The organism is Veillonella parvula, assembly GCF_040097785.1.
In the GTDB taxonomy this organism is placed as follows: domain Bacteria; phylum Bacillota; class Negativicutes; order Veillonellales; family Veillonellaceae; genus Veillonella; species Veillonella parvula_D.
This window is the reverse complement of sequence record NZ_JBBNNS010000001.1, coordinates 1-12,372: the sequence shown is the minus strand read 5'-3', so window position 1 is coordinate 12,372 and position 12,372 is coordinate 1. Positions and strand designations below refer to the sequence as shown.

General features: G+C 37.4%; 11 protein-coding genes, 1 tRNA gene and 1 rRNA gene. 2 read left to right on the top strand and 11 right to left on the bottom strand.

Annotated features, from left to right (window positions below; translation table 11 throughout):
• Positions 1–52 precede the first annotated feature (52 nt).
• From AAA071_RS00065 to AAA071_RS00020, 10 genes are all read right to left on the bottom strand, one after another.
• Positions 53–739: a dTMP kinase gene (locus AAA071_RS00065; RefSeq protein ID WP_120054602.1), complete on the bottom strand. Its 687-nt coding sequence runs from the start codon at positions 737–739 to the stop codon at positions 53–55.
• 2 nt (positions 740–741) lie between these two features.
• Positions 742–2,223: an aminotransferase class I/II-fold pyridoxal phosphate-dependent enzyme gene (locus tag AAA071_RS00060; protein WP_120054601.1), complete on the bottom strand. Its 1,482-nt coding sequence runs from the start codon at positions 2,221–2,223 to the stop codon at positions 742–744.
• Positions 2,224–2,280: 57 nt separating this feature from the next.
• Positions 2,281–2,859, bottom strand: a complete 579-nt coding sequence (gene pth / locus AAA071_RS00055; protein ID WP_024060200.1) for an aminoacyl-tRNA hydrolase — start codon at positions 2,857–2,859, stop codon at positions 2,281–2,283.
• Positions 2,860–2,869: 10 nt separating this feature from the next.
• Positions 2,870–3,823 carry a ribose-phosphate diphosphokinase gene (locus AAA071_RS00050; RefSeq protein ID WP_008713587.1) on the bottom strand — a complete coding sequence of 318 codons (954 nt, stop codon included), beginning with the start codon at positions 3,821–3,823 and terminating at the stop codon, positions 2,870–2,872.
• A gap of 127 nt (positions 3,824–3,950) precedes the next feature.
• Positions 3,951–5,324 carry a bifunctional UDP-N-acetylglucosamine diphosphorylase/glucosamine-1-phosphate N-acetyltransferase GlmU gene (gene glmU / locus AAA071_RS00045; protein ID WP_008713585.1) on the bottom strand — a complete coding sequence of 458 codons (1,374 nt, stop codon included), beginning with the start codon at positions 5,322–5,324 and terminating at the stop codon, positions 3,951–3,953.
• 134 nt (positions 5,325–5,458) lie between these two features.
• Entirely contained in the window at positions 5,459–6,277 is an 819-nt protein-coding gene (gene purR, locus AAA071_RS00040; RefSeq protein ID WP_105086596.1) for a pur operon repressor, read from the bottom strand.
• Positions 6,278–6,498: 221 nt separating this feature from the next.
• A complete protein-coding gene (locus AAA071_RS00035) occupies positions 6,499–7,107 on the bottom strand; it encodes a peptidoglycan-binding protein (protein ID WP_004693247.1) in 609 nt (202 codons plus the stop codon).
• 261 nt (positions 7,108–7,368) lie between these two features.
• Positions 7,369–8,541, bottom strand: coding sequence for a Na+/H+ antiporter NhaA (nhaA, locus tag AAA071_RS00030; protein WP_105086597.1), 1,173 nt, complete (start codon positions 8,539–8,541; stop codon positions 7,369–7,371).
• Positions 8,542–8,576: 35 nt separating this feature from the next.
• Entirely contained in the window at positions 8,577–9,734 is a 1,158-nt protein-coding gene (nhaA, locus tag AAA071_RS00025) for a Na+/H+ antiporter NhaA (protein WP_004693243.1), read from the bottom strand.
• A 97-nt stretch (positions 9,735–9,831) separates the two neighbouring features.
• Positions 9,832–11,163 carry a PepSY-associated TM helix domain-containing protein gene (locus tag AAA071_RS00020; protein ID WP_004693241.1) on the bottom strand — a complete coding sequence of 444 codons (1,332 nt, stop codon included), beginning with the start codon at positions 11,161–11,163 and terminating at the stop codon, positions 9,832–9,834.
• A gap of 138 nt (positions 11,164–11,301) precedes the next feature.
• Here AAA071_RS00020 and AAA071_RS00015 point away from each other — a divergent pair.
• Together AAA071_RS00015 and AAA071_RS00010 are read left to right on the top strand one after the other, a co-directional pair.
• Positions 11,302–11,375: transfer RNA gene (locus tag AAA071_RS00015), tRNA-Gly, on the top strand.
• An 88-nt stretch (positions 11,376–11,463) separates the two neighbouring features.
• Positions 11,464–11,673 (top strand): TOBE domain-containing protein, encoded by a 210-nt coding sequence (locus AAA071_RS00010; RefSeq protein ID WP_004693239.1) that lies wholly within the window; start codon positions 11,464–11,466, stop codon positions 11,671–11,673.
• A 564-nt stretch (positions 11,674–12,237) separates the two neighbouring features.
• Here the strand turns inward: AAA071_RS00010 and rrf are convergent.
• Positions 12,238–12,354 (bottom strand): 5S ribosomal RNA (gene rrf, locus AAA071_RS00005).
• Between the last annotated feature and the right edge of the window lie 18 nt (positions 12,355–12,372).

Below are 12,372 nucleotides of genomic sequence, written 5' to 3'. Positions count from 1 at the left end.
CAATATTAATATTATATAGGAAAAAGGCGACTTTTAAAAGAGTCGCCTTTTTCTAAGGTAGTAGATTTTCTACTACACTATATACATCATTATGAATTTCTTCAATAGTACGCAACGCATACTGACTAGACTTAGCTTTATAAGCACAAGGTATGCGGTGCCATTGATAACGCTTTACTAATTCTTCATACGCACCGTGAACGGCTACTAAATATGCATGATTTCCTTCGTGAATATCACCAGTATTGCCTCCTGTTTTACCAGTGCGCTCCGCCATAAGGGCTTCGCTCACTTCAAGGGGCATATCTAAAAGGCATACCGCATCAGGTTTAGGCAAGCCAAATTTTTGGAACTCAAAATCTTCAAGCCAATCTAAAAATGCAGTGCGTTCCTTCGGATTATCGTATTTTACCATTTGGTGCACCATGTTAGACGTTGTATAACGATCTGCAATGATGATTCCCCCATTTTTGTAAAACTGTTCCCAATCAGTTCTAAAGGAAGCAAATCGATCGATAGCGTACATGGAGCTTGCCACATAAGGATTTACATCATGTACATTCTTACCAAATTCACCAGCTAAATACATTTTAATAGGCATAGCGGCGCCGCTATCATAGTTTGGAAAGCTCACAGACTTAACGGCATGCCCTTCTTTGGTCAAGCGTTCTACTAAGAGTTTAGTTTGTGTAGCCTTACCGCTGCCGTCTCCGCCTTCTAATATAATCAAAGTCCCCATAATTACTCCTGTAACACCCAAATTGTTTCCAATGTCATATCATCAGACCCATTAGGTACATAACCTAGAGCCTTTCGATTCTCTATATATTGTAACACAGAGGCACTAATCTCTTCACCTACTGCTACACAGGGAATCCCCGGTGGATAATAAGCAATTGTCTCCCCTGCAATACGATGAAGTGCTTCTTTTAACGGTATTTGCTCACGATTTGCATACATAGCATTACGAGGGGTTATGCGCACAATAGGCGCTGGCAGCAGCGCAGAATCTTTACTAATGTCTTGCAATTGCTCTTCCTCTGTATTATTAAATTCTTTAAATGTACGTAACACCTTTTCACTTACAGCTTGTACAGCCTTAATAAGAGCAGTTACAGACTCGTTTGTATCACCTATGGTAATAAGCACTAACACATGATTTGCCTGTACTAACTCCACTTCGATACGATGATTGCGCAATAAATGTTCAAATTCTACACCTGTTAAACCTAAGCCTTTTGCATCAATCAGCACCTTAGTACAATCATAATTTATTACCCGCTCTTGAATATCTGTATATTCCATAGTAGCAATACCAGAAATTTTATTGAGTTCCTCACGTAAGTACATACTCAACTCTAGTCCACGACTTACTAAATCATTACCTGCTGTGGCTAATTGATGGCGCGCCATATCTAAGGAAGCAAGGAAAATATAGTTTGGACTCGTACTTTGTAGCATTTGATGCATTTGCGTAATACGCCGCTTATCAATTTTTTTACCTTGCCCTAATAGCCAAGATGTTTGTGTCAAAGAGCCAACAGATTTATGTGTACTTTGAGCCACCAAATCTGCTCCAGCCTCTATAGCCTCTATAGGTAAACTTTCAGAGAACGGCAAATGAGGCCCATGAGCTTCATCAACAAGTACAATAAGTCCCCGCTTATGAGCCTCTTGTATGATATTAACAATATCTATGCCCACGCCATAATAGTTTGGATAAACTAAAAGAATCGCCTTTGCCTCTGGATGTGCATCCATTGATTTGATAGCATTTTCTAATGATACACCTAGTGGAATTCCCCAGCGTTCATCAAAATCACAGTCCATATATACTGGTTTGGCTCCTGAGAGGACAAGCCCACTAATAACGGAACGATGTGCTTCTCGAGGAATGATAATGATTTCATCAGGCCCTACAGTCCCCATAATCATGGCTTCAATCAAAGCTGTAGTACCATTAATAGAAAACCAACAACAATCAGCTCCATATAACTCTGCTGTTAAGTCTTGCGCTTCTTTTAATTCCCGTTCAGGTTCATGTAAATCATCTAAAGCATACATAACACCTAAGTCATAGGGTAACGCTGGCCCCATCCAATTCTTTAATAGTTGAGGTGCTTCAACGCCTATCTTATGACCTGGTGTATGAAAGGGCACGAAATGTTGTTCTTTATATGATTCTAAAGCCTCTACAAAAGGCATTTTTTCTTGATTACTCATATGTACCTCGTAAAAAGGGCATGAATCTCAATGAGACTCATGCCCTTATGCATGTATTTATCGCTGTGGACGACGTTTAGGATTGAATTGATTCATGCCTTTATCCATACCTACCTCTAGGGTGCCTAATACGGCTTTTACCGTATCCTTAATACCTTTTTGTACCTTCTCTTGCGACTCTTCACTAAATGGTGCTAAAACGTGATCAATGACAGTCCATTGTGGTAACGGACGTCCAATTCCCACGCGGAATCGAGGAAAATTTTCTGTTCCTATATGGGAAATTAAGGATTTAATCCCATTATGTCCACCCGAACTACCATTTGGTCGAATACGCAACTTACCTATAGGTAAATCCATGTCATCATAGATACAATACACATCAGATGGATCAATTTTGTAGTACCGCATTAACGGTCCTACAGACTCACCACTTAGATTCATAAATGTTTGCGGCTTTACAAGCAATACTTTTTCACCATCTACGGTAATACTGCATACCTCAGCACGTTGCTCCTCTCTCCAAGGCGTGTGAGGGACACTATCGGCAATGGCATCAATAACCATAAATCCAATATTATGTTTTGTCTTTTCGTATTGCTTGCCGGGGTTACCGAGGCCTACTACTAATTTCAAAAATCACCTATTATTTATCAAATAAATTACTTACAGACACTTCATGGAAGATACGCATAATTGCTTCACCCAACAATGGAGCTACGGATAATTGCGTAATATTTGGTAAGTTGCAATTTTCCGGCAATGGAATAGTATTAGTAACGATAAGTTCCTTAATATTGGAATTTGCAATTCGTTCACTTGCCGGATCTGTCAACACTGCATGTGTAACAGCGGCGGTAACGGATTTAGCACCGAATTCTTCCAATGCTTTAGCACCTTCAACCAAGGATCCAGCTGTATCTACGATATCATCGATAATAATACAGTTTTTACCTGCCACATCACCGATGAGATTCATAACTTTAGCCACACCTGGTTCAGGGCGTTTTTTCTCAATGATTGCAATCGGTGCACCAATGCGGTCAGCCAAATCACGAGCTCTTGTAACACCGCCAAGGTCAGGAGATACAACGATAATATCTTCCATATTTTTTTCATTAATATATTTAGCCAAAATAGATGCGCCAAACAAATGATCTACAGGCACATCAAAGAAACCTTGAATTTGTCCTGCATGCAAATCAATTGTTACAAGACGTGTAATACCTGCCGTTTGCATCAAATTAGCTACTAATTTAGCTGTAATCGGCTCACGACCGCGAGTCTTACGGTCTTGGCGAGCATAGCCATAGTAAGGAACTACTGCAGTGATATGACGTGCAGAAGCTCGTTTTAACGCGTCAGCCATAACCATGAGTTCCATTAAATTATCATTTACAGGATAGCTAGTTGGTTGAATGATAAATACATCTTTGCCACGTACGCTTTCATCAATCATTATTTGTACTTCGCCATTGTTAAAACGACCTACAAATGCTTCACCTAAAGGCAACCCTAAATAATCACAAATTTCCTTTGCCAATGCAGGATTTGCATTACCTGTGAAAATCTTGAGTTTTTTGCCGTCTTCAAATGCCATTTTGTTACCCTTTCATTTGCTCCTATACTGGTTACTTATCCATAATCCATACATTACAGATACACACTATTGCCTTTTTATTGTATACTATTTTGACCTAATTGTGTTAAAAAATATGAGATTTTTTTTATTTCTTTTTGAAAGTATCCTCTGTTACCCAATTTTCTTTCACAATTTGCTTGCTACGACCTACCGCCAAGGCCTTATCTGGTACGTTTTTAGTAATAGTTGAGCCCGCACCTACATAGCTATAATTACCTATTGTTACAGGAGCTACTAAGTTACTATTACAACCAACAAATGCACCATCACCAATAGTCGTACGATGCTTAACTTTCCCATCATAATTTACGGTAATAGTGCCACAGCCAATATTAACACCGGCCCCAACATCACTATCGCCGATATAGGAGAGATGTGGAAACTTGGTACCTTCCCCAACAATAGAGTTCTTAACCTCTACAAAGTTACCTACATGAACCTTATTACCTAAAACTGTATTTGGACGCAAATGGGCATATGGACCTACATCTACACCGTCTTTTACTTCACAGTCATGACCATAAGTAAAATGGATAATCGTATCATTACCGACTTTTACATTCGTCAAACGAGTATGTGGTCCAATTTCACAACGCTCACCAATCACGGTATCACCTTCAAGAATTGTACCAGGATGCAAAATTGTATCTGCACCTACTGTTACCTCAGGAGCCACATAGGTATTTTCAGGATCAATAATTGTTACGCCAGCAGTCATTAACTCAACATTTTTACGATGTTTTAATATAGCTTCAGCCTCTGCTAATTGCAAACGTGAGTTTACACCTAAAGATTCTTCAAAATCCTTAGTCATGTATGCACTTACCTTGTCGCCACCATTTACGAGAATACCAACTACATCAGTAATATACAATTCACCTTGGGCATTATCATCAGATAATTGATCTAAGCAAGGCCATAATTTTTTACTATCAAAAGCGTACATACCTGTATTTACTTCTTGAACCGCTAATTCTTCAGGTTTACCATCTTTCTGTTCTACGATACGAACTACAGAACCCGCTTCATTACGAATGATACGTCCATAACCAGTTGGATCCGGCATATGAGCAGTTAAGATTGTAGCTGCTGCACCGGAATTTTTATGTTCTTCTAAAAGTGCTTCTAAACTTTCTTTTGTAACCAGGGGAGTATCACCGCATAACAATAAGATTGTACCATCATAATCACCAAGTACTGGTTGAGCCATCTTAACTGCATGACCTGTACCATTTTGTTCTTCTTGACGAACAAATTCAGCACGCTCTCCCAAGTAATTTTGTACTGCATCGCCACCAAAACCAACGATAACAACATCGCGATTGGTACCAATGGATTGAACCGTTTCAAGAACGCGTTCTACCATCGCCTTACCGCCGACCTTGTGTAACACTTTTGGCAATTTAGACTTCATACGCGTGCCCTTACCAGCAGCTAAAATAAGGCTTGCAATATTCATAGTAATCTCCTATCTGGTATCTCTTATATCTCTAAACCATTTTAAATATTATTATTTACGTCATTGTTTAGCCCATAGGTCAATACTCAATATAAACCATTATATCAGCCTATAATCTTCCTAATATTAATGATTTACTCTGTATCTAACACAGGATCTATACTAATTTTCTTTGTATTTTCATCGATACCATAAAAAGTAAATAATGATTCATAATCATCGATCAACTTCGGACTTGGTTCAGCTGTAGCTACAAGAACACCTGTGCCAACAACGACCCCACTCATTTCAAGAACTAATTCCTTAAGTCCCTTAGCGGTACCGCCAGCTTTCATAAAGTCATCGATAATTAACACCTTCGCATTGGGAGGAATTGCCCGTTTAGTTAGAGTCATAGTCTGAATGCGCCCAGAGGAACCTGTTACATAATTAATGCTAATAGCAGAACCTTCTGTTACCTTACTATCACGTCTAGCAATAACAAGTGGTTTATTGAAAGCTCTCGCTACCATTACAGCCAAAGGAATCCCCTTTGTTTCTACAGTCAAAATATAGTCCGGTTCACGGTCCACGAAACGAGTCATAATAATCTCACCCAGACGTGTCATTACGTGCCAATCATATAAGATATCAGACATATAAATAAAACCACCTGGAATGATGCGATCTGGCTCCATTAAACGAGCTTGCACATCTCGTAAAATATCGTTCGCTTGTGTGCCCTTGCGATGCGGAATAAATCGTACCCCACCAGCTACACCGGCCACCGTTTCTAAGGTCCCCAGTTGAAAGTGTTCCATAGACTGCCTTACACATGTTAAATCTTCACTAACCGTTGATTTAGCCATGCCAAAAAAGTCGCAAAAGTAATTTAAAGGAATCAATTTTTGCGGTGAATCAACTAACAGTTTTGTCATTGCCACCATTCGTTCTACACGCCGTACTTTATCCATAGGGTTATCCTTTACCATTCATCATATAACTATTGAGTATACTCATCAATTTAACATCATGAGTCATCATCATATATCTATATTATACCATAATTTCCGAATATTCGAGGTTTTGAATACATTATAATTCGGTAAAAGAAAAACTCTCTAGCATTTTATACAAGAATATGATTTTAGTCTATAAACCTATCATATAGTTATATAAAGCTAGAGAGTCATCATTATAAAATATAAACCTTTACAGATTGACGTCCAAACTGCAATGCTTCTGCACGAGAATCAAAAGCTAAATCAATGCGATGCCCTTTAATAGCACCACCTACATCGTCAGCTACAGCATAGCCATAACCTTCAATATATAATCGCGTTCCCAAAGGAATTAATTTAGGGTCTACAGACACAAGTCCCTTCCGTAGACGACTACCTGTAGCTGTATATTTTCCGTTGCCAGGATCTTGAGATGAATAGCCACTAGCCTCCATCGTTAAAACTTTAGAGTATTTATTAGGCACTCCATTATGATTGCGTTCTGTGCCATGGCCACCATAACGAGTCTCCATCTTTTCCAAAGCATTCATCGTAGCAGGACCAACACGACCATCTACAGGGAGCCCTTTAGATTTTTGAAATTTTCGAACAGCCTGTTCTGTATTATGACCGTAAATGCCATCTATAGAATCATGTAAAAAACCTTGATGCTTTAACATGGTTTGCACCTTACTAACGTGATGCCCTCGTTGCCCCCGATCAATAGTTTTTGCTAATGATACAGAGGATACCATTACAATCATACAAACAAGCGTACATGTAATAATTATTTTTTTTATCATATACACCTCACCTTACATTAAGTAGTATACTATACAGTTTTAAATAATCTATAAACCATAAAGGTTCTATTAATATCAATAATTCATATATTAAATTATAGTTATAGTAATAATTTTAAAGGTGTATTACATATATATCATAAAATTATAAGATACCAATGAAAATCTCCATTATATCCTGCAAGAATATTCACTTAGATTACTTCTAAAGTCGGAAATTCTCTTCAGTCTACAATGGAGATTTAATAGTTTTATTTAATTTTAGCAGTTATGGTATACACCAATATGACATTCTTTTCGGTTTGCACCAACAAGTCTTAAGAAGATGTAACCAAATAATGCAGAGATTAATGAGCCAAGTATAACGCCACCTTTTGCCATTTCTTGAGCGTGACCTGGTTCAAATGCCAAGATAGATACGAAGATACTCATTGTAAAGCCTATACCACATACAATCGCAGTACCATATACATGCTTCCAATTAGCTTCTGTAGGCATTGGTACAAGGCCACATTTCACCATCGCAAATACTGCACCAAAAATACCTAATTGTTTCCCTATAATAAGACCTAATGCAACACCAAGCACTACAGGATGTGTTAAGTCATTAACAGATACATTACGTAAATCTACACCGGCATTAAAGAATGCAAATATTGGTACAATTAAAAAACTAACCCAATTGGATAATAAATGTTCCCAATGTTGCATTGGACGAACATACTTACGGCCTCGTTTACCTTTTGAAGGAATTGTCATAGCTAAGATTACACCAGCCATAGTTGCATGTAAACCAGATTTTAATACACAATACCAAAGGATAAACCCTAAAATGATATATGGTAAAGGTCGTACATATCCTTGCTTATTACAATAGATTAAAGCAGCTACAACTACGACAGCTGCACCTAAATACATCATGTGAATACTTGACGCATAGAAGATTGCAATTACGATGATAGCAATCAAATCATCTATAACGGCAAGAGCTGTTAGAAATACTTTCATTGAATTCGGTACTCTAGAGCCTAATGCAGATATAATACCGATGGAAAATGCAATATCCGTAGCAGTTGGTATTGCCCAACCATGTATATATTCAGAATGAAAACCTGCAATTAAGTAGTAGATAAAAGCGGGCGTTAGAACACCAAATAATGCGGCAATGCCTGGCATCACACGCTTAGCATTAGTATTAAGCTCACCTGATACTAATTCACGCTTAACTTCGAGACCTACAAAAAGGAAGAAGATTGCCATCAATGCATCATTAACCCATTCTAAAATTGTTAGATTACCTATATGGTGATTAACGATTTGAAAGTATTGTTCAGATGATGGAGAGTTCGCTAAAATTAAAGCGAGTACTGTTGCTCCTAGGAGTACAGATGTAGCTGCACCTGGAGAACGTAAGAAAACAAAAATGCGTTCCATTTGAATCCTTTCTATACTTACAAAAGATTATTTTATTAAATTTTACCACGCATCTTGCGTATTTGATAAGCTAAAATTAGGACAATCGCACCTAGCAAGCCTGCCGTGATTGATCCTATAAAGATACCTACCTTAGCCATTTCTTGTGTTATACCTGGTGGGAAAGCCAGTGTAGCAACAAAAAGGCTCATAGTAAAGCCAATACCACACAAAATAGCTGTCCCATAAATTTCAGGCCACGTCGTTTTTGTAGGCATCTTAATTGCCTTAGATTGAACCAAAATGTAGACGGCAGAGAATATACCTAATTGTTTTCCTAAGATTAAACCGAATGAAACACCTATGATTACAGGATGGAATAAATTATCTATGGAAAAATCAGCAAAGGATACACCAGCATTTAAAAAACTAAATAATGGTATAATTAAGAAGTTTACCCAATTGCGTAAAGCATGGGCCCATTCTTCCATAGGATATACTACCTTATCTATAACTTTACCTTTAAAAGGAATTGTCATAGCCAGTACAACACCGGCAATGGTAGCATGCACACCAGATTTTAAAACTAAATACCAAAGAACTAATCCTAGAACACAATACGGAAGTGGTCTTAAATAGCCTTGCTTATTAGTATAAATCAGTAAACCAGTTACAGCCGCAGCAGCTATTAAATCCATAAAATTAACGCCTGCCCCATAAAAGAGAGCAATAACGACTATGGCAATCAAGTCGTCAATAATAGCTAATGCAGCTAGAAAGGCTTTCATCGCTGTAGATACCTTATTACCAAGCATTGTAATAACGCCTATAGCAAAAGCAATATCTGTAGCGGTAGGAATCCCCCAACCATGTCTATATTCTGGCATATATCCAGCCGCAAAATAATACACAATAGCTGGCGTAATAACACCTGCAAATGCGGCTAATACGGGAAGCACACGTTTCGCCTTCGTATCAAGCTCCCCAGAAATCATTTCCTTCTTGATCTCTATACCAACATAAAGGAAAAAAAGAGCCATTAAGGCATCATTTACCCACTCCAGTATAGTCATTGGACCAAGGTGTATTTGCATGACTGCAAAATACTGTGCTGCAATCGGTGAGTTCGCCACAAGAACGCCTAAAATAGCAGCGGACAGCAAGGATATCCCACCAGCAGACTCTGACTGGAAAAATGCTTTTATAAAATTCATAATAACTACCACTTTCTGAGTCATAAATAATAATACGTATTTTTATGTATATAAAAACAACTATATTTATTATTATATCATTTCAGTTCGAAAATAATCAATATTGTTTACTTTCTTTAAGTAAAGAGATAAAAAATACAATAAGTGATACAGTTAAACAAATAGCAGCAATCGTATTCATAACAGGATTTTGCCAAAGTGGTAGAAGCAATCCTATAAGAACAGATATACTACAAAATAATGGTGTACGCCAAATATGCTTTTCCTCTACCGATACTTTAGATAGAATTACATCTGATTTTTTATACTTTCTAATAATAGTCATCATAAGTCCAGTCACGATACCAATAATGAGAACAATATCCCATATAGCCCACAATATCTTCAGAGCCATCGTATTATGATTATGAATATGTAGGTTAATCATAGTCGTCATACCTGTAAAATACCATGGAACTGCTTTAGTAGAAAATCTATCATTACTAGAATCGACATACAAGTTAGCATATACAGGCTGTCCAAGAAACATAGCTGGATCATCATCATTTTCTGCACCTAAATAAAATGCATAATGGTAATTGTTAAACTTAGATGGATAATCCATAGAAATAACTTGTCGATCTGGATATACTTTCATTATACGAGAAATTGCTTCTGATGGTTGCAATATTTCAGATTGTCCAATCGAAAGTTCCTGTTTAGCATTATGAAGTACATCGGCATTATAGTTATCATTTGCAATAAAAAAGCCCCCAATCCATACACCTGTTATACATAATATAAATCCCCAGACCGTTGCAACTATTGAGAATTCACGATGTAATGCACCTATTTTCATTTTCTTAGATAAAACAGAGGCTTTAGAATAACTTTTACGAAATGGACCATATAAAAAAATCCCTGAAATAATAGTGAGACTACATAAAAATGATAAGAATGTTACAATATATATGCCAATTTTACCTAAATCTAATCGTGTATGTAATTGATGAAGAGTATGTAACATACTACGAATCCAAGGATGTACAGGAGGCTCATTATGTGAAGTAATCAGTTCTTTAGATATAGGATTATATAAAACATAATCCCCACCCATTCCCATGCGAGCTGGAGGTGCTACCGTAGCCGTAGATTCAATAATACGATACCGTAAAATATGTGTAGCCCCCATAGCAGGGGATATATTCAAAATATCTTTTGATGGATATTTCTGTTTAACAAGTAGTGCCCCCTGATCAGCATACTTAAATATAGATTCTTCATGTTCATTCATCGACATTATAGCTGATGAATGATGTGTTGTTCCACCTTGAGCCCATGCATTTAACTCAGTTCGAAACATGAGTACTAATCCTGTAATACAAAACATTAAGAAGAAAATTAAGGAAATGATAGATAACCATTTATGAACTTTATATACTTTTGACATACGAATTCCTCCTTTTCTATTATTTTATACATCTAGATTGAAAGTAATTCAATACATTTACTACTATAGGTATAATCATAGATATATCTATGATTACTTGAATGTATATGTAAATATATGATACAATATTTACATCGTGCGGGCGTAGTTCATCGGTAGAATGCGAGCTTCCCAAGCTTGAGAGGAGGGTTCGATTCCCTTCGCCCGCTCCATATAATTTGTGATGTAATGTATATCACAAATTATATGCAAAATATTATAATATATATACTTTTTGTATTGTTTTTTAAGGAGATATCCATGAAATTAAGTGCAAGAAATCAATTAAAAGGTACTATCGTTGAGATCCAAGAAGGCGCTGTAAATGCAATCGTAAAAATCAACGTAGGTAATAATAATATTGTTACTGCTGACATTACTATTCAATCCGTTAAAGAATTAGGCTTAGCAGTTGGCAAAGAAGTTGTCGCTGTTATCAAATCCACTAGCGTAATGGTTGGTGTAGAATAATAAAGAATTAGAGCTGCTTAGGCAGCTCTTTTTTTGTATATATATTAAATTCCTAATAAGTTGTTATTAATATATAGGCTCTATGATTTTGTGATCATGGGGCTTGTTATTTACATAAATATGGAGTTGCTCAACTAGTTTACGGTTCGATACCATTGGTGCTGCGCACCGCGGTATCGATTAGATAAAGTTTATTTACATATATTTAAAGTAGCTCAACTGCTTTACGGTTCGGTAACATTGGCACGTTGTGCCTCGTTACCGTATGGATTAGTTAGATACTACCATTAGCCGCGGCTTCCTATCAATCCTCACTGTGGATTTCCCTTCTCTGCTTCGCAGCTCGGTAAATCTTACGTTCGGAAAAAAGCGATGCAGTGAATCTGTCGTCGTTTCACTCCTCCATCTTCTACTGCCCTGCTTTTCCCAGGGCCGTCTTACACGGACACGTACATAGATACAACCTCTACAACCTTGGCTGGAGGCTGCTCTAGTAGGGTTAGCTAGTCGAAGACTAGCAAAAAGAAAAAGGCCTACCTTTAGGTAGACCTTTTTCTTTTAGTCAATCAGCGGCTTCCTATCCTCCCAGGCCGTCTCCAGCCAAGTACTTTCGGCGTTTATGAGCTTAACTACTGTGTTCGAGATGGGAACAGGTGGATCCTCATAGCCATCGCCACTGAATCTGTCAGAGTTTGTACT

Coding starts and splice junctions, on each gene's coding strand:
- AAA071_RS00060 (WP_120054601.1), bottom strand. CDS start 2,223: ATGAGTAATCAAGAAAAAATGCCTTTTGTAGAGGCTTTAGAATCATAT.
- AAA071_RS00035 (WP_004693247.1), bottom strand. CDS start 7,107: ATGATAAAAAAAATAATTATTACATGTACGCTTGTTTGTATGATTGTA.
- glmU (WP_008713585.1), bottom strand. CDS start 5,324: ATGAATATTGCAAGCCTTATTTTAGCTGCTGGTAAGGGCACGCGTATG.
- AAA071_RS00050 (WP_008713587.1), bottom strand. CDS start 3,823: ATGGCATTTGAAGACGGCAAAAAACTCAAGATTTTCACAGGTAATGCA.
- purR (WP_105086596.1), bottom strand. CDS start 6,277: ATGGATAAAGTACGGCGTGTAGAACGAATGGTGGCAATGACAAAACTG.
- nhaA (WP_105086597.1), bottom strand. CDS start 8,541: ATGGAACGCATTTTTGTTTTCTTACGTTCTCCAGGTGCAGCTACATCT.
- AAA071_RS00010 (WP_004693239.1), top strand. CDS start 11,464: ATGAAATTAAGTGCAAGAAATCAATTAAAAGGTACTATCGTTGAGATC.
- AAA071_RS00065 (WP_120054602.1), bottom strand. CDS start 739: ATGGGGACTTTGATTATATTAGAAGGCGGAGACGGCAGCGGTAAGGCT.
- AAA071_RS00020 (WP_004693241.1), bottom strand. CDS start 11,163: ATGTCAAAAGTATATAAAGTTCATAAATGGTTATCTATCATTTCCTTA.
- nhaA (WP_004693243.1), bottom strand. CDS start 9,734: ATGAATTTTATAAAAGCATTTTTCCAGTCAGAGTCTGCTGGTGGGATA.